At 69.3% G+C, this 21,125-nt stretch carries 20 protein-coding genes; 1 reads left to right on the top strand and 19 read right to left on the bottom strand.

Going from position 1 to position 21,125, the window contains the following annotated elements; all coding sequences use genetic code 11:
• The first annotated feature begins 52 nt into the window (after positions 1 to 52).
• Entirely contained in the window at positions 53 to 1,912 is a 1,860-nt protein-coding gene (locus tag ACFWNV_RS17310) for a glycosyl hydrolase family 18 protein (RefSeq protein ID WP_383947116.1), read from the top strand.
• A 96-nt stretch (positions 1,913 to 2,008) separates the two neighbouring features.
• Here ACFWNV_RS17310 and ACFWNV_RS17305 read toward each other — a convergent pair whose 3' ends face one another.
• The 19 genes from ACFWNV_RS17305 to rho form a co-directional block, all read right to left on the bottom strand.
• A complete protein-coding gene (locus tag ACFWNV_RS17305) occupies positions 2,009 to 2,458 on the bottom strand; it encodes a DUF2550 domain-containing protein (protein ID WP_327254967.1) in 450 nt (149 codons plus the stop codon).
• A gap of 131 nt (positions 2,459 to 2,589) precedes the next feature.
• A complete protein-coding gene (locus tag ACFWNV_RS17300) occupies positions 2,590 to 2,964 on the bottom strand; it encodes a F0F1 ATP synthase subunit epsilon (RefSeq protein ID WP_383947112.1) in 375 nt (124 codons plus the stop codon).
• A 132-nt stretch (positions 2,965 to 3,096) separates the two neighbouring features.
• Positions 3,097 to 4,539 (bottom strand): F0F1 ATP synthase subunit beta, encoded by a 1,443-nt coding sequence (gene atpD, locus ACFWNV_RS17295; RefSeq protein ID WP_383947109.1) that lies wholly within the window; start codon positions 4,537 to 4,539, stop codon positions 3,097 to 3,099.
• Positions 4,539 to 5,456 carry a F0F1 ATP synthase subunit gamma gene (locus ACFWNV_RS17290; RefSeq protein WP_383947106.1) on the bottom strand — a complete coding sequence of 306 codons (918 nt, stop codon included), beginning with the start codon at positions 5,454 to 5,456 and terminating at the stop codon, positions 4,539 to 4,541. Before ACFWNV_RS17290 ends, atpD begins: the two co-directional genes overlap by 1 nt.
• 20 nt (positions 5,457 to 5,476) lie before the next feature.
• A complete protein-coding gene (gene atpA, locus ACFWNV_RS17285; protein WP_383947103.1) occupies positions 5,477 to 7,072 on the bottom strand; it encodes a F0F1 ATP synthase subunit alpha in 1,596 nt (531 codons plus the stop codon).
• Positions 7,073 to 7,202: 130 nt separating this feature from the next.
• Positions 7,203 to 8,018: a F0F1 ATP synthase subunit delta gene (locus ACFWNV_RS17280; RefSeq protein WP_383947101.1), complete on the bottom strand. Its 816-nt coding sequence runs from the start codon at positions 8,016 to 8,018 to the stop codon at positions 7,203 to 7,205.
• On the bottom strand, positions 8,015 to 8,557 hold the full coding sequence (locus ACFWNV_RS17275) for a F0F1 ATP synthase subunit B (RefSeq protein WP_254384247.1): 543 nt from the start codon (positions 8,555 to 8,557) through the stop codon (positions 8,015 to 8,017). The genes ACFWNV_RS17280 and ACFWNV_RS17275 overlap by 4 nt, the downstream gene beginning before the upstream one ends.
• Before the next feature lie 42 nt (positions 8,558 to 8,599).
• Positions 8,600 to 8,833: an ATP synthase F0 subunit C gene (gene atpE, locus ACFWNV_RS17270; protein WP_030857147.1), complete on the bottom strand. Its 234-nt coding sequence runs from the start codon at positions 8,831 to 8,833 to the stop codon at positions 8,600 to 8,602.
• 81 nt (positions 8,834 to 8,914) lie between these two features.
• Positions 8,915 to 9,751, bottom strand: a complete 837-nt coding sequence (atpB, locus tag ACFWNV_RS17265) for a F0F1 ATP synthase subunit A (protein WP_266882222.1) — start codon at positions 9,749 to 9,751, stop codon at positions 8,915 to 8,917.
• Between the two features lie 210 nt (positions 9,752 to 9,961).
• A complete protein-coding gene (locus ACFWNV_RS17260; protein ID WP_383947097.1) occupies positions 9,962 to 10,399 on the bottom strand; it encodes a hypothetical protein in 438 nt (145 codons plus the stop codon).
• 275 nt (positions 10,400 to 10,674) lie between these two features.
• Positions 10,675 to 12,009 (bottom strand): MraY family glycosyltransferase, encoded by a 1,335-nt coding sequence (locus ACFWNV_RS17255; RefSeq protein ID WP_383947180.1) that lies wholly within the window; start codon positions 12,007 to 12,009, stop codon positions 10,675 to 10,677.
• Between the two features lie 104 nt (positions 12,010 to 12,113).
• A complete protein-coding gene (gene glyA, locus ACFWNV_RS17250; RefSeq protein ID WP_383947094.1) occupies positions 12,114 to 13,355 on the bottom strand; it encodes a serine hydroxymethyltransferase in 1,242 nt (413 codons plus the stop codon).
• A 146-nt stretch (positions 13,356 to 13,501) separates the two neighbouring features.
• Positions 13,502 to 14,134: a protein-tyrosine-phosphatase gene (locus ACFWNV_RS17245; RefSeq protein ID WP_327254960.1), complete on the bottom strand. Its 633-nt coding sequence runs from the start codon at positions 14,132 to 14,134 to the stop codon at positions 13,502 to 13,504.
• Positions 14,131 to 14,778, bottom strand: a complete 648-nt coding sequence (locus ACFWNV_RS17240; RefSeq protein WP_383947091.1) for an L-threonylcarbamoyladenylate synthase — start codon at positions 14,776 to 14,778, stop codon at positions 14,131 to 14,133. Before ACFWNV_RS17240 ends, ACFWNV_RS17245 begins: the two co-directional genes overlap by 4 nt.
• An 88-nt stretch (positions 14,779 to 14,866) precedes the next feature.
• Complete coding sequence (gene prmC / locus ACFWNV_RS17235; RefSeq protein ID WP_383947088.1) at positions 14,867 to 15,712, bottom strand: peptide chain release factor N(5)-glutamine methyltransferase; 846 nt, start codon at positions 15,710 to 15,712, stop codon at positions 14,867 to 14,869.
• A gap of 65 nt (positions 15,713 to 15,777) precedes the next feature.
• Positions 15,778 to 16,857 carry a peptide chain release factor 1 gene (prfA, locus tag ACFWNV_RS17230; RefSeq protein ID WP_383947085.1) on the bottom strand — a complete coding sequence of 360 codons (1,080 nt, stop codon included), beginning with the start codon at positions 16,855 to 16,857 and terminating at the stop codon, positions 15,778 to 15,780.
• A gap of 114 nt (positions 16,858 to 16,971) precedes the next feature.
• Positions 16,972 to 17,187, bottom strand: a complete 216-nt coding sequence (gene rpmE, locus ACFWNV_RS17225; RefSeq protein ID WP_383947082.1) for a 50S ribosomal protein L31 — start codon at positions 17,185 to 17,187, stop codon at positions 16,972 to 16,974.
• 255 nt (positions 17,188 to 17,442) lie between these two features.
• Positions 17,443 to 18,546: an LCP family protein gene (locus ACFWNV_RS17220; protein ID WP_383947079.1), complete on the bottom strand. Its 1,104-nt coding sequence runs from the start codon at positions 18,544 to 18,546 to the stop codon at positions 17,443 to 17,445.
• 363 nt (positions 18,547 to 18,909) lie between these two features.
• Positions 18,910 to 21,102 (bottom strand): transcription termination factor Rho, encoded by a 2,193-nt coding sequence (gene rho / locus ACFWNV_RS17215; RefSeq protein ID WP_383947076.1) that lies wholly within the window; start codon positions 21,100 to 21,102, stop codon positions 18,910 to 18,912.
• Positions 21,103 to 21,125 lie beyond the last annotated feature (23 nt).

Raw genomic sequence — 21,125 nt, 5'->3', positions numbered from 1 at the left:
CCCCCATGCAGCGGCCGGCCCCACGGCCGCTGCGGACCTCGGAGGAGCACCCTTGAGCACAGCACCCCCACGACGCGCACCGCTGTTTCGAAGAGTGGCGGCCGCACTGGCCGTCCTCACCCTGCCCCTCGCCGGACTGGTCGCCATCGCCGGTCCCGCCGAGGCGGCCGCCTCGGCCACCGCGACGTACACCAAGGTCTCCGACTGGGGCTCCGGCTTCGAGGGCAAGTGGACGGTGAAGAACACCGGCACGACCACCCTCAGCAGCTGGGCCGTGGAGTGGGACTACCCGGCCGGCACCGCCGTCACCTCCGCCTGGGACGCCACCGTCACCAGCTCGGGCACCCACTGGACCGGCAAGAACCTCGGCTGGAACGGCACCCTCGCCCCGGGCGCCACCGTCAGCTTCGGCTTCAACGGCACCGGCTCGGGCGCCCCCAGCGGCTGCAAGATCAACGGCGGCACCTGCGACGGCGGCACCACCCCCACCGACAACCCGCCCACCGCCCCCGGCACCCCCACGGCCAGCGGCGTCACGGACACCGGGCTGACCCTCGGCTGGGCCGCGGCCACCGACGACAAGGGCATCAAGAACTACGACGTCTTCCGCGGCGGCGCCAAGATCGCCACCGTGACCGGCACCTCGTACACCGACTCGGGCCTGACCAAGGGCACGTCCTACAGCTACACGGTCACCGCCCGCGACACCATCGACCAGACCGGCCCCTCCTCCGGCGCCCTCTCGGTGACCACCACCGGCGGCGGCGGTACGGATCCCGGCGACCCCGGCACCCCGGGCTCCGCGGTCAAGCTCGGCTACTTCACGAACTGGGGCGTCTACCAGCGCAACTACCACGTGAAGAACCTGGTCACCTCCGGCACCGCCGCGAAGATCACGCACATCAACTACGCCTTCGGCAACGTCCAGGGCGGCAAGTGCACGATCGGTGACGCCTACGCCGACTACCAGAAGACCTACGACGCCGGCTCCAGCGTCTCCGGCACCGCCGACACCTGGGACCAGCCCGTCGCGGGCAACTTCAACCAGCTGCGCCAGCTGAAGAAGAAGTACCCGAACATCAAGGTCCTCTACTCCTTCGGCGGCTGGACCTGGTCCGGCGGCTTCGGCCAGGCCGCGGCCAACCCCGCCGCCTTCGCCCAGTCCTGCTACGACCTGGTCGAGGACCCGCGCTGGGCCGACGTCTTCGACGGCATCGACATCGACTGGGAGTACCCGAACGCCTGCGGCCTGTCCTGCGACACCAGCGGGGCCGCCTCCCTGAAGAACGTCCTGTCCGCGCTGCGCACCAAGTTCGGCAGCAGCAACCTGGTCACCGCCGCCATCTCCGCCGACGGCTCCAACGGCGGCAAGCTCGACCTCGCCGACTACGCGGGCGCCGCCCAGTACGTCGACTTCTACAACGTCATGACGTACGACTTCTTCGGCGCGTGGGACGCCAAGGGCCCGACCGCCCCGCACTCCCCGCTCACCTCGTACACCGGCATCCCGATCGCCGGCTTCAACTCCGAGGCCGCCATCACCAAGCTCAAGGGCAAGGGCATCGCCGGTTCGAAGCTCAACCTCGGCATCGGCTTCTACGGCCGCGGCTGGACCGGCGTCACCCAGGCCACCCCCGGCGGCACCGCCACCGGCCCGGCCCCGGGCACCTACGAGCAGGGCATCGAGGACTACAAGGTCCTCAAGGGCAGCTGCCCGTCGACCGGCACCATCGCCGGCACGGCGTACGCCAAGTGCGGCAGCAACTGGTGGAGCTACGACACCCCCGCCACCATCGCCTCGAAGATGACCTGGACCAAGCAGCAGGGTCTCCGGGGAGCCTTCTACTGGGAGTTCAGCGGCGACACCGCGAACGGCGAACTGGCCCAGGCGGTCCACGCCGGCCTCTCGTAACCGCTGACCGCACCGCCCGGTGAAAGACGAAGCCGGGGAGACGGGGTCCGCCCCCCGTCTCCCCGGCTTCCTCATGTCCTACGAGGCCTGCGGCCCTCAGGCCACGTTCACCCGTTGCCCGGGCGGAGCCGCCTCCAGCCAGGCCAGGAAACCGGTCAGCGCGTCATCGCTCATCGCCAGCTCCAGGCGGGTACCGCGGTGCGCACAGCAGAGCACGACGGCGTCGGAGAGCAGGGCCAGCTCCTCCTCGCCCTCGGGCGCACGGCGGGCGATGACCTCGATGGAGGACCGCTCCAGCAGCCGGCGCGGCCGCGGGGAGTAGCTGAAGACGCGGAACCAGTCGATGCGGTCACCGCTGTAGCGCGCGACCCCGTACACCCAGCCCTTGCCGGAGACGTCCGGTTCCTCGGACACCCCCCAGCGCATGCTGCAGTCGAAGGTGCCGCCGGAGCGCTGGATCAGCCTGCGGCGCAGACCGAACACGAACAGCCCGATCACCACCACGGCGACTACGACCAGGCCGCTCACAAGCAGAGCGAGGAGCATCTTTCACCGACCTCCTCGCTCATCGAATACCAACTACGAAAAACGACCTGCATCGCCTCAGCCGCGACCCGGTCCGGAAAATTCCGGAACAGGCCGCGGCTGAGGTTTGAAACTCTTACCAGTACCGGGACTCAGCGCCCCGAAACCGCGCGCAGCCGGACATCGGCGCGACGCTCGGAGACCGAATCGGTATCCGCCTTCGCGCGCTCCAGTGCCCGCTCCGCCCGCTCGACATCGATCTCGTCGGCAAGCTCGGCGATCTCGGCCAGCAGCGACAACTTGTTGTCCGCGAACGAGATGAATCCGCCGTGCACCGCGGCGACAACAGTGTTGCCCCCGACGGTACGGATGGTCACCGGGCCCGATTCCAGCACACCGAGAAGCGGCTGGTGACCGGGCATGACGCCGATGTCGCCGGACGTGGTGCGGGCGACAACCAGGGTGGCCTCGCCGGACCAGACATTCCGGTCCGCCGCGACCAGCTCGACGTGCAGCTCAGCAGCCATGGTGGCTCCTCGGGTCACCACCCGGCGGGATGGCCGCCGGGTGTTGGGTCAAATTCTAATGGGCGTGAGGAGAGGGACGGGACACACCCGCCCCTCTCCGTCAGTCAGCTGTGCTCACGGATGAGCGCGGCTTCAGGAGACGCCCAGCTCCTTGGCGTTGGCCTTGAGGTCCTCAATGCCACCGCACAGGAAGAACGCCTGCTCGGGGAAGTGGTCGTAGTCTCCGTCGCAGATCGCGTTGAAGGCCACGATCGACTCGTCGAGCGGAACGTCCGAACCGTCGACGCCGGTGAACTGCTTGGCGACGTGCGTGTTCTGCGACAGGAAGCGCTCGACACGACGGGCACGGTGGACAACGAGCTTGTCCTCCTCGCCCAGCTCGTCGATACCGAGGATCGCGATGATGTCCTGGAGGTCCTTGTACTTCTGCAGGATCCCCTTGACGCGCATCGCCGTGGCGTAGTGGTCCGCCGCGATGTACCGCGGGTCGAGGATGCGGGACGTCGAGTCCAGCGGGTCCACGGCCGGGTAGATGCCCTTCTCGGAGATCGGACGGGAAAGAACCGTCGTCGCGTCGAGGTGGGCGAAGGTGGTGGCCGGCGCCGGGTCGGTCAGGTCGTCCGCGGGGACGTAGATCGCCTGCATCGAGGTGATCGAGTGACCACGGGTCGAGGTGATGCGCTCCTGCAGCAGACCCATCTCGTCAGCCAGGTTCGGCTGGTAACCCACGGCGGACGGCATGCGGCCCAGAAGGGTCGACACCTCCGAACCGGCCTGGGTGTAACGGAAGATGTTGTCGATGAAGAAGAGCACGTCCTGCTTCTGCACATCGCGGAAGTACTCCGCCATGGTCAGACCGGCCAGCGCGACGCGAAGACGCGTGCCCGGGGGCTCGTCCATCTGACCGAAGACGAGCGCCGTCTTGTCGATGACGCCGGACTCGGCCATTTCCTCGATGAGGTCGTTGCCCTCACGGGTACGCTCACCGACGCCCGCGAAGACCGACACACCGTCGTGGTTGTTGGCGACGCGGTAGATCATTTCCTGGATCAGAACGGTCTTGCCGACACCGGCACCACCGAACAGACCGATCTTTCCACCCTTGACGTACGGGGTGAGAAGGTCGATGACCTTGACGCCGGTCTCGAACATCTCGGTCTTCGACTCGAGCTCGTCGAAGCGGGGCGCCTTGCGGTGGATCGGCCAGCGCTCGGTGACGTTGGCGTTCTCCTCCGGGTAGTTCAGCACCTCACCGAGGGTGTTGAACACCTTGCCCTTGGTGAAGTCACCGACGGGGACGGTGATGCCCTCGCCCGTGTTGACCACCGTGGCCTGGCGGACCAGACCGTCGGTGGGCTGCATGGAGATGGTGCGGACCAGGCCGTCACCCAGGTGCTGGGCGACTTCCAGGGTCAGCGTCTTCAGCTCGCCGTCCTGGGCCGGGTCGGCCACCTGGACCTTCAGCGCGTTGTAGATCTCGGGCATGGCGTCGACGGGGAACTCCACGTCGACGACCGGGCCGATGACCCGGGCGACGCGGCCCGTGGCGGCGGCCGTCTCAACAGTGGTCGTCATTACTTGTCACTCCCCGCGGTCGCGTCTGCCATGGCGCTGGCGCCACCGACGATCTCGCTGATTTCCTGGGTGATTTCGGCCTGGCGGGCCGCGTTGGCAAGCCGGGAGAGGCTCTTGATGAGATCCCCGGCGTTGTCGGTGGCCGACTTCATCGCGCGGCGGCGGGCGGCGTGCTCGGAAGCGGCCGACTGCAGCAGTGCGTTGTAGATGCGGCTCTCGACGTAGCGCGGCAGGAGGGCGTCGAGGACGTCCTCCGCCGACGGCTCGAAGTCGAACAGCGGAAGGATCTCGCCCTTCGCGCCGGTCTCCTCTTCCACCTTGTCGAGGCTGAGCGGCAGCATCCGGCCGTCCACCGCGTTCTGCGTCATCATCGACACGAATTCCGTGTAGACGATGTGCAGCTCGTCGACGCCGCCCTCGGCCGTAACCGTCTGGATGGCCTCGATCAGCGGCGCCGCGACGCGCTTGGCGTCGGCGTAGGCCGGGCTGTCGGTGAAGCCGGTCCACGACTCCGCGACCTTGCGCTCACGGAAGCCGTAGTAGGCGACACCCTTGCGGCCGACGATGTACGTGTCGACCTCCTTGCCCTCGCCGCGCAGCCGCTCGGTGAGCCGCTCCGCCTGCTTGAGGGCGTTCGAGGAGTAGCCGCCGGCCAGACCGCGGTCGCTCGTGATGAGCAGGACCGCGGCACGCGCCGGTGCCTCGACCTCGGTGGTCAGGGCGTGCTTGGTGTTCGAGCCGGTCGCCACCGCGGTCACCGCACGGGTGAGCTCGGTCGCGTAGGGCATCGATGCCGCCACCTTGCGCTGCGCCTTGACGATGCGCGAGGCGGCGATCATTTCCATCGCCTTAGTGATCTTCTTGGTCGCCGTGACGGCACGGATGCGACGCTTGTAGACCCGGAGCTGCGCTCCCATGAGTCAGGTCCCTTCCGTCGTCACTTGGAGACGTTGACGGCCGGCGCGTCCTCGCCCAGGAGCTTGCCGTCCGAGGTCTCGAAGCCGCGCTTGAAGTCGGCAATGGCGTCACCGATGGAGGTGAGCGTGTCGTCCGACATCTTGCCGCCGTCCGCGATGGAGGTGAGGAGGTCCTTGCGCGAAACGCGCAGGTGCTCCAGCAGCTCCGACTCGAAGCGACGGATGTCGTTGACCGGGACGTCGTCCATCTTGCCGGTGGTGCCGGCCCAGACGGAGATGACCTGCTCCTCGACGGGCATCGGCTGGTACTGGCCCTGCTTCAGCAGTTCCACCAGACGCTTGCCGCGCTCCAGCGAGGACTTCGAAGCGGCGTCCAGGTCCGAACCGAAGGCGGCGAACGCCTCCAGCTCACGGTACTGGGCGAGGTCCAGGCGCAGACGGCCGGAAACCTGCTTCATGGCCTTGTGCTGGGCCGAGCCACCGACGCGGGAGACCGAGATACCGACGTTCAGCGCCGGGCGCTGGCCCGCGTTGAACAGGTCGGACTCAAGGAAGCACTGGCCGTCGGTGATGGAGATGACGTTGGTCGGGATGAACGCCGACACGTCGTTCGCCTTGGTCTCGACGATCGGCAGACCGGTCATCGAACCGGCACCCATGGCGTCGGAGAGCTTGGCGCAACGCTCCAGCAGACGCGAGTGCAGGTAGAAGACGTCGCCCGGGTAGGCCTCGCGGCCCGGCGGACGGCGCAGCAGCAGCGACACGGCGCGGTAGGCGTCGGCCTGCTTCGACAGGTCATCGAAGATGATCAGGACGTGCTTGCCGGCGTACATCCAGTGCTGGCCGATGGCCGAACCGGTGTACGGGGCCAGGTACTTGAAGCCGGCCGGGTCGGACGCCGGGGCGGCGACGATCGTCGTGTACTCGAGCGCACCGGCGTCTTCCAGGGCGCCGCGAACGGACGCGATGGTCGAGCCCTTCTGGCCGATGGCGACGTAGATGCAGCGAACCTGCTTGTTCACGTCGCCCGAGCGCCAGTTGTCGCGCTGGTTGATGATCGTGTCGACGGCAAGAGCGGTCTTGCCGGTCTGACGGTCACCGATGATCAGCTGACGCTGACCACGGCCGACCGGCACCATCGCGTCGATGGCCTTGTAGCCGGTCTGCATCGGCTCGTGGACCGACTTGCGGACCATGACGCCGGGGGCCTGCAGCTCGAGGGCGCGGCGGCCCTCGGTCGCGATCTCGCCGAGGCCGTCGATCGGGTTGCCGAGCGGGTCGACAACGCGGCCGAGGTAACCCTCGCCGACGCCGACGGAGAGCACCTCACCGGTGCGCTGCACCGGCTGGCCCTCCTCGATACCGCTGAACTCGCCGAGGACGACCGCACCGATCTCGCGCTCGTCGAGGTTCAGGGCGAGACCGAGGGTTCCGTCCTCGAACTTCAGCAGTTCGTTCGCCATGGCGGAGGGCAGGCCCTCCACCTTCGCGATGCCGTCGCCGGCAACGCTGACCGTTCCGACCTCCTCGCGCGAGGCCGCGTCCGGCTGGTACGACTGGACAAAGTTCTCCAGTGCGTCCCGGATCTCCTCCGGCCGGATCGTGAGCTCCGCCATCTGGGTTCCCTGCTCTCCTTGTTGGGCCTGAAGCTTCTTAGGGGTCTGGGGGCGACCCCCAGGAATCTTCTGCAAGTTCTGCACGGCCCAACCGGGCCGCTAGGAATGCTTCGTACTAATTTGTGGCTGGTCAGCCGGCCATGCGGCGCGACGCCTCGGCGATGCGGTCCGCGATGGTGCCGTCGATGACCTCGTCGCCGACCCGCACCGAGATCCCGCCGAGGACCGTGGGGTCCACGTCGAGGTTCAGGTGCATCGGGCGGCCGTACAGCTTGGCCAGCACCGCGCCGAGACGCTGCTTCTGGACGTCGCTGAGCGGAACCGCGGTGGTCACGGTGGCGACCATGCGGCCACGACGCTCGGCGGCGACCTTGGAAAGGGACTCGAGGCCCGCTTCCAGGCTACGTCCACGCGGGTGCGTGACGAGACGCGTGACCAGCCGCTCGGTGACGGCGTTCGCCTTGCCGCCGAGCAGGCTGCGGAGCAGCTGGCTCTTGGCGGCGACGGTGGCCGACCGGTCGGTCAGTGCTGCGCGCAGCTCGGTGTTCGAGGTGACGATCCGGCCGAAGCGGAACAGCTCGTCCTCGACGTCGTCGAGTCCGCCGGCGGCCTGGGCCGCCGTGAGGTCGGCGGTGGCCGCCAGGACCTCGAGCGAGTCCACCAGGTCACGGGACTGCGACCAGCGGGACCGGACCATGCCGGACACCAGGTCGAGGGTTTCCCCGCCCACCTGGCCGCCGAGCAGACGGCCGGCCAGCTCGGCCTTGGCCTCGCCGGACTGCGCCGGGTCCGTGATGACCCGACGCAGCGAGACCTCACGGTCGAGCAGCGCGGTGACGGCCGCCAGCTCGCCGGCGAGCTTCGCCGCGTCGACGGACGTGTTGTCCGTCAGCGCGTCGAGACGCTCGCGGGCGGTGGCCAGCGCGTCGCGGCTCGCTCCGTTCATCGGGCGGCCTCGGCCTTCTCCTCAAGCTCGCTGAGGAAGCGGTCGATCGTGCGGCTCTGCCGGGCGTGGTCCTCGAGGGACTCGCCTACGAGCTTTCCGGCCAGGTCGGTGGCAAGCTTGCCGACGTCCTGACGGAGCGCCGAAGAGGCTGCCTTGCGGTCGGCCGCAATCTGGGCGTGACCGGCAGCGATGATCTCCTCACGCTGCCGCTGGCCCTCTGCGCGCAGTTCTTCCTTGAGCGCAGTGCCCTGCTCCAGAGCGTCCTGGCGCAGGCGAGCGGCCTCGTGCCGGGCTTCGGCGAGCTGAGCCTTGTACTGCTCCAGCACGCTCTGAGCCTCGGTCTGAGCGGCCTCAGCCTTTTCGATACCGCCTTCGATCGCCTCGCGGCGCTCGTCCAGAACCTTGTTGATGTTCGGGAGGAGCTTCTTCGCGAGGAAACCGAAGACGATGACGAAGGCGATCAGACCGATGACGAGCTCGGGGATCGGCGGAATGAGGGGGTTTTCCCCGCCCTCAGCCGCGAGAACCAGGAGGTTCACATCAGTGCCTTTCGTCGATTCGGACTAGTCGTGGAGTTCGTCTTAGTAGACGAACGGCATGACGAGACCGATGAGGGCGAGCGCCTCACAGAACGCGAAGCCGAGGATCTGGTTGGCGCGGATCAGACCGGCAGCCTCGGGCTGACGGGCAAGAGCCTGCGTGCCGTTACCGAAGATGATGCCGACGCCGACACCCGGGCCGATGGCCGCGAGACCGTAGCCGACAGAGCTGAGGGAACCGGTGACGCCTTCGGCGGCAGCGAGGATCTGGGACATGCCAGTTCTTCCTTCTCTTTCATGGACCGGTGGGGGTTGGCCACCGGACGATTCGGGGGGATTGCAGGAACGAGCGGTCGCTCAGTGGTGCTCGGCGAGCGCGCCCTGCAGGAAGCTGCAGGCCAGGAGGACGAAGACGTACGCCTGGACAGCCTGGATAAAGAGTTCGAACGCGGTCATCACGATGACCATGACGAACGAGACGCCCGCGTAAGCGATGCCGATCCCGTTCAGCAGGTACCAGCTGGCGATGGTGAACAGCAGCAGCAGGGTGTGGCCGGCGAACATGTTCGCGAACAGTCGGACCGCGTGGGTGAAGGGGCGGACGATGACGTTCGAGAAGAACTCGATGACCATGACCAGCGGGAGAACCGGGCCGAGCGACTTGTCGTAGCCCGTCAGGTTCTTGAAACCGCCGACGAAGCCGTGACGCTTGAACGTCACGCTCATCCAGATCACGTAGACGATCAGCGCGAGGCCGACCGGGTACGAGAAGATCGCCGTCACCGGGAACTGGGCGATCGGAATGATCGACCAGAGGTTCAGGATCCAGACGAAGAAGAACAGCGAGACCATGAAGGGGACGTACTTCTCGCCCTCCTTCTTGCCGAGCGTCTCGTAGACGATGCCGCGGCGCACGAAGTCGTAGCCGGCTTCAGCGACCATCTGCAGCTTGCCCGGGACGACCTTCGGCTTGCGGAAGGCTGCCCAGAAGAAGGCGACGATGACGACCGTGCCGAGCAGGGCGAGCAGCATCGTCTTGTTGAAGTACGCGTTGCTGTCACCGTCCCCGAAGATCGGCTGGAACAGGAACGAGTGCAGGCCGGGAGCCGGGAATCCACAACCGTCGAAGATGTGGCAATCGGTCTCGAAGGCGAGCACCGTCGTCGGGTCAGCACTCACCGCGGGCTCCTTCAGCGTGGCGCATAGGTACGGCAACCTCGTTGTGTCGGCGCGGCGGACAGCCGCTGTTCGGCACTGGACTGGTGTAACGGGTGTGGTGGCGGCGGTCGAGTATCGAGCCTCGCGATGGGACAGGCGTCAGCTCTGATACCCGCGCCCGCATTGCCACAGTTGAAACCGGACGATAGCAGCATCCCGAACGCGTACTTATTCCGCCCCTACCCCTCACGGCTTCTGGCCCGAATTTCCGGGCTTGTCGCCCTTCATCGAGTCAGGTTCGACGTAGAGGATCTTGGCCTTCATATGAGCACGCGCCTGTGCGGCGATCCACACCAGGGTGGCGACGACGAGCGTGATGGCGAAGGCCCGGGGATTGAACAGGGTCGTGTTCTTGAACACGGCGAGAAAGACGAAGAGCAGCAGGATCTGGACCGTGTAGAGCATGAGCCCCATGGCCTGGAACAGGTGCGGAAGCGATTTCGCCGTGCGCTGCAGTACGAGGAATCCGATGCCCATGAACAGCATCACCACCAGCGTTGCGACGACGGCGCCCAGGGCCCCCTTGCCACCGGCGACGATCCCACTGATGACGGCGGCGAGAGCGCCGGCGGCAGCCGTGGGAACGGCGGATTGCAGGAGGGATCGGACGTCATCTGACCGCATGGCGGTTTGCTCCGCGTGATGGTGGGGGCACAGGGACTCGTACATGACGAGCGTAGACCCGGTCCGAGAGGGAACCTCGGGCCAATGGACCGTCGCACTACGGTCCTTCGGCTCTGTCGCCGGGTTTAGTGAACGGTATCACAAAGTATTTGATGAGAGCTTTACTCGGAGGGTGTGCCGACTGTCACACATGAGAGTGACCCTGCGCGTGTGTGCGCGACAGCCAAGTGGGTTGTCTGGTAAAGGGGGTTCATGTCCGACATGTGTGCGGGACGTCAGCGCGAGGAGCCGGCCTTACGCCGGTCGGGGAAGCGCGAACGGGGGCCAATGGCGGTCGCCCCGTTGACGCCGGACACACCCGCCGCGATCGGGCGGACGGGCTCCGGCTCCGCGGCGGCATCGTCCTGCAGGGCTGCCTCGGCGGCCCGTTCGGCGTGCCGGTAGCGCGGCGGGACCAGTCGCTCCGCCCACTGCGGGGCCCTCGGGGTGAAGCGCGGCAGCAGGAGCAGCAGTAGGCCCACGGCGCTCAGCCCGGAGATGGCGAGCACGATCCACATCGAGGCGGAATGCACGGAATACGTCACCGTGCCGAAGGCGATCAACCCTGACCAGAAGTACATGATGAGCACGGCCCGGCTGTGCGAATGCCCGAGTTCCAGAAGCCGGTGGTGGAGGTGTCCGCGGTCGGCGGCGAAGGGCGACTGGCCCTTCCAGGTGCGCCGCACGATGGCGAGGACCAGGTCCGTCATCGGGATCGCGATGATCGTGAGCGGCAGGATCAGCGGGATGAAGACCGGCAGCATCGCGTGGGTCGCGTTGCGCTCGCCGCCGACGAACAGCGCCATCGCGTCCGGGTCCACCTGTCCGGTGACGGAGATGGCGGAAGCGGCCAGCACCAGGCCGATGAGCATCGAGCCGGAGTCGCCCATGAAGATCCGGGCGGGGTGCATGTTGTGCGGCAGGAACCCGAGGCACATGCCCATCAGGATGGCGGCGAAGAGGGTGGCGGGCGCGGCCGCCTCGATCCCGTAGCCGAACCAGATCCGGTACGCGTAGAGGAAGAACGCACAGGTCGCGATGCAGACCATGCCGGCGGCGAGGCCGTCGAGGCCGTCCACGAAGTTCACCGCGTTGATGGTGATCACCACGAGGGCCACGGTCAGCAGGTTGCCCTGCCAGGGGGTGAGCGAGACCGAGCCGATGCCGGGGACCGGGATCCACAGGATGGTCAGGCCCTGCATGCACATCACGCCGGCGGAGATCATCTGGGCGCCGAGCTTGATCAGGGCGTCGAGCTCGAACTTGTCGTCGAGCACGCCGACCAGCCAGATCAGGGCCGCCCCGGAGAGCAGGGCCCGGGGCTCGTTCGACAGCTCGAAGACCCCGTTGAGGTTCTTCAGGTGGTCCGCGACGAGCAGGCCCGCGCACAGTCCGCCGAACATCGCGATGCCGCCGAGCCGCGGCGTGGGCTCCCGGTGCACGTCGCGGGCACGGATCTCCGGCATCGCGCCCACGGCGATCGCGAACTTCCGCACGGGCCCGGTGAGTAGATAAGTCACCGCGACCGTGACGCAAAGCGTCAGCAGATATTCACGCACGGGCTGCCCCAGATGTTTCGCCGGCCATCTCAGCCCCACACACTAGCTGCGATGTACTCACTGTCGGGGACGCGCAGGGGCGGTATCCCGGTTGCGGTACGTCGCACTTGCCCCGCTTAAACCCCATACGGCGGAAAACTGACCACCAGCTCGTTGACTTCGCTACGGATCTTCGCGGGCTCCCCGCCGCTCAGCGCGGCCGTGAACAGCGCGGCGATCCGGCCCATCTCCGCCTCCCCCATGCCCTGCGTGGACACCGCCGCGGTACCCAGGCGGATCCCGCGCTGGTCACCGTAGGGCAGGGCGCAGGTGTCCAGCACGATGCCGGCGGCGGCCAGCCGGCCGCGGGCGCCCGCGCCGTCGAGGCCCAGCGGCGCCGGGTCGGCGGTGATCAGGTGGGTGTCGGTCCCGCCGGTCGTGATCCCGAACCCGCGGGCGGCGAGCGCGTCGGCCAGGGCGCGGCCGTTGGCGACCACCCGGTGCGCGTAGGAGGTGAAGGCGGGCCCGGCCGCCTCGCCGAAGGCCACGGCCTTGGCGGCGATGCTGTGCATCTGCGGGCCGCCCTGGGTGAAGGGGAACACCGCCCGGTCGATCCGCTCCGCGAACTCGGCCCCGCACAGGATCATGCCGCCGCGCGGACCCCGGAGCACCTTGTGGGTGGTGGCCACGACGATGTCGGCGTAGGGCACGGGGCTGGGGGCGGCCCCGCCGGCCACGAGGCCGATGGGGTGGGCGGCGTCGGCGATCAGGAAGGCCCCGACCTCGTCGGCGATCTCCCGGAACACCGAGTACTCGGGGTGCCGCGGATAGGAGATGGACCCGCACACGATGGCCTTGGGCCGGTGCTCGTGCGCGAGCCGCTGCACCTCGGCGTAGTCGATGAGCCCCGTCCCCGCGTCCACTCCGTACCCGACGAAGTCGAACCAGCGCCCGGAGAAATTGGCGGGCGACCCGTGGGTGAGGTGTCCCCCGGAGGTGAGCGCCATGGCCAGCACGGTGTCCCCGGGGCGCAGCAGCGCGGCGTACGCGGCGAGCACGGCGGCGGATCCGGAGTGCGGCTGGACGTTCGCGTGCTCGGCGCCGAAGAGGGCGCGGGCCCGCTCGACGGCGATCTGCTCGGCGAGGTCGGCGTACTCGCAGCCGCCGTGGTGGCGGGCTCCGGGGTACCCCTCGGCGTACTTGTTGGCGAGCGCCGAGCCGAGTGCGGTGAGCACGGCGGCCGAGGTGAAGTTCTCGGCGGCGATCAGCTGCAGCCCGGTCGCCTGGCGCTGCCGTTCCCCGTCGAGGACGTCGGCCATCTGCGGGTCCTGCTGCCGCAGCAGGTCAGCGTGCGCGGCGGGCGGGGTGATGACGCTCATGGCGCGACTCCAGGGGGGTACCGCATACCGGGTACCAGCCACTGTAGGCCGCCCCTGCGCATCCCGCCCTGCGGCGCCGATCCGGCCTCGCCGGCGTGTGCGGCACGGGGGTTCGGGAGCCGCGCCCCCGACGACAGCACCGCAGGTCAGCGGGAGGTCTTGACCCCGGTCAGTGCGGTGACCACCGGCTCCAGCGCCTGGTTGATCTCGTCGCCGATCGACCGGAAGAAGGTGATCGGCGCCCCGTACGGGTCGTACACCTCATCGGCGTCGGGGGACGGCGCGAGGAGCCACCCGCGCAGGGCCGCGGCCGCACGGACCAGCGCCCGGGCCCGCTCGACCATCCCGTCCTCCAGCGGCGGCAGGGTCGCCGGGTCTATCGCCCGCACCAGCCGGGTGAACTCCTTCAGCGTGAAGGTGCGCAGCCCCGCCGAGTGCCCCATCGAGATCACCTGGGCGCGGTGGTCGCGGGTGGCGGTCAGGACCAGGTCCGCGCGTATGACGTGCTCGTCCAGGAGTTCCCGGCCGGTGAATCCGGAGGCGTCCGCCCCGAAGTCGGCCAGCACGGCGGCCGCGTTGGCCTCCATGGGCGCGCCCTCGTGGCCCCAGGTGCCCGCGCTCTCCACGATCAGGTCGCCGGTGACGGGCCCGCCGAGCCGGTGGGACAGCGCGTGCCGCGTCAGCCGCTCGGTGATGGGCGAGCGGCACACGTTGCCGGTGCTGACGTGGAGTATGCGGAAGGTGCTGTCCCCGGCTATGCCACGCCCCTCAGGGCTCACGGGGCCACCTCGAGGTCGGGTACGACCTCCCGCAGCTGCTCGGCGGTCAGGGCGCCCGCGCGCAGCAGGACGGGGACCTTCCCGGTGACGTCGACGATCGACGAGGGCTGCATGCCCGGGGTCGGGCCGCCGTCCAGGTACACGGACACGGAGTCGCCGAGCATCTCGCGCGCCGCGTCGCAGTCCTCCGGCGCCGGGTGTCCGGTCAGGTTCGCCGAGGACACCGCCATCGGGCCGACCTCGGTCAGCAGCTCGATCGCTACGGGGTGCAGGGGCATGCGTACGGCCACGGTGCCGCCGGTCTCGCCCAGGTCCCAGGCCAGCGAGGGCTGGTGCTTGGCGACGAGCGTCAGCGCACCCGGCCAGAAGGCGTCGACGAGCTCCCACGCCTGCTCGGAGAAGTCGGTGACCAGGCCGTGCAGGGTGTTCGGGGAGCCGATGAGGACGGGGGTGGGCATGTTGCGGCCGCGCCCCTTGGCGGCGAGCAGGTCGCCGACGGCCTCGACGCTGAAGGCGTCGGCGCCGATCCCGTACAGGGTGTCCGTGGGCAGCACGACGAGCTCGCCGCGGCGTACGGCGGAGGCGGCTTCGCGCAGACCCGTCTTGCGGTCCGTCGCGTCGTTGCAGTCGTATCGCCGGGCCATCAGCGGGCCTCCTCGTGCAGCAGGGGGGTGGCGGGAATGCGCGCGGTGACTGCGCCGGTCGGGGCGGGGCCGGTCACGGCAGGGCCGGTCACGGCAGGGCCTTGCGGGCGGTCGCGAAGCGCGGGCGCTTGTTGAGGTCGGGGTGGTCGGCGGCGTCGGCCCAGCCCCGCTCCTCGGCGAAGATCCACGGGACCTGTCCGCCCTGGGTGTCGGCGTGCTCGATGACGACGATGCCGCCGGGGCGCAGCAGCCGGTGGGCGGTGCGCTCGATGCCGCGGATGGTGTCCAGGCCGTCCTCGCCGGAGAACAGCGCCATCTCGGGGTCGTGGTCGCGGGCCTCGGGCGCCACGTACTCCCACTCGGTGAGCGGGATGTACGGCGGGTTGGAGATGACCAGGTCGACCTGTCCGTCCAGCTCGGGCAGGGCGCTGAGCGCGTTGCCCTGGTGGACGGTGACCCGGGAGCCCTCGGCGTTCTTACGGGTCCACTGGAGGGCGTCCTCGGACAGCTCGACGGCGTGCACGCGCGAGCGCGGCACCTCCTGCGCCATGGCGAGCGCGATGGCGCCGGAGCCGGTGCAGAGGTCCACGATCAGCGGCTCGACCACGTCCATCGCCCGGACGGCCTGTATGGCCCAGTCCACGACCGACTCGGTCTCGGGCCGGGGCACGAAGACCCCGGGCCCGACCTGGAGCTCCAGGTACCGGAAGAAGGCGCGGCCGGTGATGTGCTGGAGCGGCTCGCGCGCCTCGCGGCGGGCGATGGCCTCCCAGTAGCGGGCGTCGAAGTCCGCGTCCTTGACGTGGTGGAGTTCCCCCCGCTTGACGCCGTGCACGAAGGCCGCGAGCTCCTCCGCGTCGAAACGCGGTGAGGGCACGCCGGCGGCGGCCAGCCGCTGGGTGGCCTGGGCCACCTCGGCAAGCAGCAAGTTCACGCTGGTCCTCCGGGCTGCTGTCGTACGGGGGGTGGTGCGGGGTCCTGCGGGTCCTGCGGGACGGCTCAGTGCGCGGACGCGAGCTTGGCGGCCGAGTCCGTGTCGACGCAGGCCTGGATGACCGGGTCGAGGTCTCCGTCGAGCACCTGGTCCAAGTTGTACGCCTTGAAGCCCGTCCGGTGGTCCGAGATCCGGTTTTCCGGGTAGTTGTACGTACGGATCTTCTCGGAGCGGTCCACGGAGCGCACCTGGCTGCGGCGCACGTCGGAGGCCTCCTGCTCGGCGGCTTCCTGGGCGGCGGCCAGCAGGCGCGAGCGCAGGATGCGCATCGCCTGCTCCTTGTTCTGGAGCTGGCTCTTCTCGTTCTGGCAGGAGGCGACCACACCGGTCGGAAGGTGCGTGATGCGCACGGCCGAGTCGGTGGTGTTGACGGACTGGCCGCCGGGGCCCGAGGAGCGGTACACGTCGATGCGGAGGTCGTTCATGTTGACCTCGACCTCCACCTCCTCGGCTTCCGGGGTGACGAGCACGCCGGCGGCGGAGGTGTGGATGCGGCCCTGGGACTCGGTGGCCGGCACGCGCTGGACGCGGTGCACGCCGCCCTCGTACTTCAGGCGGGCCCAGACGCCCTGGCCGGGCTCGGTGGCGCCGTTGCCGCCCTTGGTGCGGACGGAGACCTGGACGTCCTTGTAACCGCCGAGCTCGGACTCGGTGGCGTCGATGATCTCGGTCTTCCAGCCCACGCGCTCGGCGTAGCGCAGGTACATGCGGAGCAGGTCACCGGCGAACAGGGCCGACTCGTCGCCGCCCGCACCCGCCTTGACCTCCAGGAGCACGTCCTTGTCGTCGCTGGGGTCACGCGGAACGAGCAGCAGGCGGAGCTTCTCGGTGAGCTCTTCGCGCTGTGCGGTCAGTTCCTTGACCTCGGCGATGAAGTCCGGGTCGTCGGCCGCGAACTCCTTCGCCGTCTCGATGTCCTCGGCGGACTGCTTCCAGGCTCGGAAGGTCGCGACGATCGGGGTCAGCTCCGCGTAGCGCTTGTTCAGCTTGCGCGCGTTGGCCTGATCCGAGTGGACCGAAGGGTCGGCGAGCTTCTTCTCAAGATCGGCGTGCTCGCCGATCAGTTCCTCGACCGCCTCGAACATCGGGGGCTCCTGAAGATGGTGAATGTGAAGAAAAGGGCTGCGGGACGAGAAAGGCGCCGGTCCGGCTGCCCCCGTGCGAACAGGGTGCAGCCGGTACCCGGCGCCTGAGGCTCGCTACTTCTGTGCAGCCTTGCCGAAGCGGGCCTCGAAGCGGGCCACGCGGCCACCGGTGTCGAGGATCTTCTGCTTGCCCGTGTAGAACGGGTGGCACTCGGAGCAGACCTCGGCACGAATGTTGCCTTCGGTCAGGGTGCTACGGGTGGTGAACGACGCGCCACAGGTGCAGCTGACCTGGGTCTCGACGTACTGGGGGTGAACATCGCGCTTCAAGGTGTCTCCTAGATTCGGGAGGGCGCCGGGTCGCAGGAGCCGAATTGCGCGCTGCGTGAACCGGGGCCGACAGACCAGTCTGCCAGGACCGGGCTGCCTGTCAAAATTCTGAGGACGCCTCCCTCAACGGAGGAGGGCCGGCATCTATTCCACCGCCCGGCGGAACCGGTCCGACCGGGCGGTTCGGGCGGCTGGACCTGCCGGGCCCGAAGGGCCTGCGGGGCCCAAGGGGCCTGCGGGGCCCAGGGGCCGGACCTACTGGACGACCGTGCCGGCGGTGCCCTTGTCGCCGGCCGAGTTCGCGGTGGCCTCGGCGGGGACCTGCCGGTCGGCCAGCAGGGCGTCCCAGACCATCGTGGACTCCTTGGTGAGCGGCACGACCCGGTTGGGGTCACGGGTGTCGCCGGTCACCGGCAGCGTGATCATCTGCATGTTCTCGGGGCTGATGCCCTCCAGGCCCTGGGCGAAGCCCATGAGGGACTTCACGTCACCGAGGGCCTTGTCCGTGGTGATGGCCTTGGTGGCGGTGTCGGCCACGTCGAGCAGCTTCTTCGGGTTGTCGAAGACGCCGATGCTCTTGACCTGCTTGATCAGCGCCTTGATGAAGGCCTGCTGGAGCTGTATTCGGCCCAGGTCGCCGCCGTCGCCGACGCCGTGGCGGGTACGGACGAGGCCGAGGGCCTGCTCGCCGTTCAGCCGGTTGGTCCCGGCGGGCAGGTCGAGGTGGCTGTAGTCGTCCTTGATCGGCTTGGTGGTCGTCACCTCGACGCCGCCGAGCTTGTCGATGATCTCCTTGAAGCCCGTGAAGTCGACTTCCAGGTAGTGATCCATGCGGATCCCCGACATCTTCTCCACGGTCGCGACGGCGCAGGCGGCCCCGCCGACGGTGAACGACTCGTTGAACATCTTGCGCGGGCCGCCCAGGTCGCTCTTGCCGTTCGGGAGCTTGCAGGAGGGCCTGGTCACGAGGGTGTCGCGGGGTATCGACACGACGGTGGCCTTGGTGTGGCCCTCGTTGAGGTGGACGATCATCGCCGTGTCGGAGCGTGCGGAGCCGCCGTCGTCCTGGCCGTACTCCCCGTTGGCGCCGCCGCGGGAGTCGGAGCCGAGGACGAGGATGTCCATCGAGCCGTTGTCCACGTTCTGCGGGCGGTTCGAGCCGAGGGCCGCGTCGATGTCGACCGTCTTGAGGTTGCCGTTGAACTTGAAGTAGAAGTAGCCGAGCCCCGCCCCGCCCAGGAGGACCACACCGGCGGCGGTCCACGCGGCGATGACGACGGCCCTGCGGCCCGTGGCCGGCTTCCGTCGGCGTCTGCCCGCACCGGCCCTGCGGCCGTGACCCCTGTTGTCCTGGCTCATGCTCTCCTCTGCCGCCTGTCTGTGCTCGGTTCGACTCCCCGATCCCTCTGACAGAGACGGTCGGACGCTGCCCAGGGTTCCACGGCAGCCTGTGCGTCCGGTGTGCGTCCCGGGTGCGGCCCGCCCCGTGCGCCCGCCGCGTCCGGCCGGGGCGGACCCCCCGCGCCCCCGCGCCTACCTGCGGTTTCCCCGTACGCGCGGGGGGAGGCACCCGGGGCCTGGCGGGGTACGGAGTGTGGCAAAGGTCGCACCCGCGCACGAAGCCCCGTAGACGGCCCGGACCACCCGCCTACGACGCGACCGCCCCCGTCGCTGGTGCGGCGGGGGCGGTCGGGGTCACGCAGGTGGTGCTACGGGGAGACGTCAGTCGTCGTTCTTGCCCGACGGGGTCGTCTTCGCGATCTGCATGAGGAACTCGGCGTTCGACTTCGTCTGCTTCATCTTGTCGAGGAGCAGCTCGATGGCCTGCTGCGAGTCGAGCGCGTGCAGCACCCGGCGCAGCTTCCAGACGATGGCGAGCTCCTCGCTGTTGAGGAGGATCTCCTCCTTGCGGGTGCCCGAGGGGTCCACGTCCACGGCCGGGAAGATGCGCTTGTCGGCGAGCTTCCGGTCGAGCTTGAGCTCCATGTTGCCGGTGCCCTTGAACTCCTCGAAGATCACCTCGTCCATGCGCGAGCCGGTGTCGACCAGCGCGGTGGCCAGGATGGTCAGCGAGCCGCCGTCCTCGATGTTGCGCGCGGCACCGAAGAAGCGCTTCGGCGGGTACAGCGCGGTCGAGTCGACACCACCGGACAGGATGCGGCCGGAGGCGGGGGCGGCGAGGTTGTACGCGCGTCCCAGGCGGGTGATGGAGTCCAGCAGGACGACCACGTCGTGGCCGAGCTCGACGAGACGCTTGGCGCGCTCGATGGCCAGCTCGGCGACGGTGGTGTGGTCCTCGGCCGGGCGGTCGAAGGTCGAGGAGATGACCTCGCCCTTCACCGACCGCTGCATGTCGGTGACCTCTTCCGGACGCTCGTCGACCAGGACGACCATCAGGTGGCACTCGGGGTTGTTGACCGTGATCGCGTTGGCGATCGCCTGCATGATCATGGTCTTACCGGTCTTCGGCGGGGCCACGATCAGACCGCGCTGGCCCTTACCGATCGGCGACACGAGGTCGATGATGCGGGTGGTCAGCACGCCCGGGTCGGTCTCCAGGCGGAGCCGGTCCTGCGGGTACAGCGGGGTCAGCTTCTGGAACTCCGGTCGGCCGCGGCCGGATTCGGGCGCCATGCCGTTGACGGAGTCCAGGCGCACGAGCGCGTTGAACTTCTCGCGGCGCTCGCCGTCCTTGGGCTGCCGGACGGCGCCGGTGGTGTGGTCGCCCTTGCGCAGACCCGCCTTGCGGACCTGGGCGAGGGAGACGTACACGTCGTTCGGGCCGGGCAGGTAGCCCGAGGTCCGGATGAACGCGTAGTTGTCGAGGATGTCGAGGATGCCCGCGACGGGGATCAGGACGTCGTCGTCGGCGACCGGGGTCTCCACCGGGGCGAACTCGTCGCGTCCGCGACGGCCACGGCGGTCGCGGTAGCGACCACGGCGGCCGCGACGGCCGTCCTCGTCGAAGTCGTCCTGGGGGCCGTTGTCCTGACGGTCCCGGTCCTGACGGCCGCCCTGCTGACCCTGACCCTGGCCCTGACCCTGACCCTGACCGCGGCCGCCCTGCTGGCGGTCCTGACGGTCGGTCCGGTCCTGACGGCCGCCCTGCTGGCCCTGGCCCTGGCTCTGGCCCTGGCCACCCTGACCGGCCTGGCTCTGGCTCTGGCCCTGGCTCTGACCCTGGGCGCCCTGGCCCTGGTCGTCGGCCTTGGCACCGCGGTCACGGCGCTCGCGACGGCCGTCGGCGCGGTCGTTGCCCCGCTCGCGGCGGTCGCGACGGCCGCGGCCCTCGCCTTCCTGGCCCTGGGCCTGGGCGGCGGGAGCGGTGGCGGCCTCGGCCTTCGCCTCGGCCTGGGCGGCCGGAGCGACGGTCTCGGGCTTCTGCTCCACCTGCACGGCGGCGGCGGGGGCCGAACCCTCGGGGCTGCCGGAGGGGGCGGTGGCACGCCGGCGGCGGCGCTCGCCGACCGGGGCGTCCTCTCCCCCACGCTCGGCTTCGCTCGCGCGGGAGGGGCCCCCTGCGGGCTGGCCCGGGATGTCGATCTGGGCCTGCGTGGCCGTCTTCTCGGCGGGCGCCTCGGCGGCGGCCTCGCCCGTACGGGCCTTGCTGGTGGCGCGGCGCTTCGGCTTGGTCTCGCCGCTTTCGGCGGGCGCGGCGGCCGGCGCGGAGGCCGCGGCCTTGGGGGCGCTGCTTCCCGCCTGCGCCTCCTTGATGACCTCGATCAGCTGGCCCTTGCGCATCCGCGCGGTGCCCCTGATGCCGAGGCCCGACGCGACCTGCTGGAGCTCGGCCAGGACCATGCCGTCAAGGCCGGTGCCGGAGCGGCGGCGCTTGGTCGGCGCTGCGCCCTCGGCGGGGGCACTGGTGTCGACGTTGGTGTCGGCAGCGCCCATCAGATCGGTGGTGTCGCTCACGAAGGGTCCTTCCCTGGAGCGGA

This window comes from Streptomyces sp. NPDC058401, assembly GCF_042722885.1.
Classification (GTDB): Bacteria; Actinomycetota; Actinomycetes; order Streptomycetales; family Streptomycetaceae; genus Streptomyces.
This window is presented reverse-complemented; position numbering and strand designations above follow the sequence as displayed.

Coding starts and splice junctions, on each gene's coding strand:
- ACFWNV_RS17305 (WP_327254967.1), bottom strand. CDS start 2,458: ATGCTCCTCGCTCTGCTTGTGAGCGGCCTGGTCGTAGTCGCCGTGGTG.
- ACFWNV_RS17300 (WP_383947112.1), bottom strand. CDS start 2,964: ATGGCTGCTGAGCTGCACGTCGAGCTGGTCGCGGCGGACCGGAATGTC.
- atpD (WP_383947109.1), bottom strand. CDS start 4,539: ATGACGACCACTGTTGAGACGGCCGCCGCCACGGGCCGCGTCGCCCGG.
- ACFWNV_RS17290 (WP_383947106.1), bottom strand. CDS start 5,456: ATGGGAGCGCAGCTCCGGGTCTACAAGCGTCGCATCCGTGCCGTCACG.
- atpA (WP_383947103.1), bottom strand. CDS start 7,072: ATGGCGGAGCTCACGATCCGGCCGGAGGAGATCCGGGACGCACTGGAG.
- ACFWNV_RS17280 (WP_383947101.1), bottom strand. CDS start 8,018: ATGAACGGAGCGAGCCGCGACGCGCTGGCCACCGCCCGCGAGCGTCTC.
- atpE (WP_030857147.1), bottom strand. CDS start 8,833: ATGTCCCAGATCCTCGCTGCCGCCGAAGGCGTCACCGGTTCCCTCAGC.
- ACFWNV_RS17260 (WP_383947097.1), bottom strand. CDS start 10,399: ATGCGGTCAGATGACGTCCGATCCCTCCTGCAATCCGCCGTTCCCACG.
- glyA (WP_383947094.1), bottom strand. CDS start 13,355: ATGAGCGTCATCACCCCGCCCGCCGCGCACGCTGACCTGCTGCGGCAG.
- ACFWNV_RS17240 (WP_383947091.1), bottom strand. CDS start 14,778: ATGGCCCGGCGATACGACTGCAACGACGCGACGGACCGCAAGACGGGT.
- prfA (WP_383947085.1), bottom strand. CDS start 16,857: ATGTTCGAGGCGGTCGAGGAACTGATCGGCGAGCACGCCGATCTTGAG.
- ACFWNV_RS17220 (WP_383947079.1), bottom strand. CDS start 18,546: ATGAGCCAGGACAACAGGGGTCACGGCCGCAGGGCCGGTGCGGGCAGA.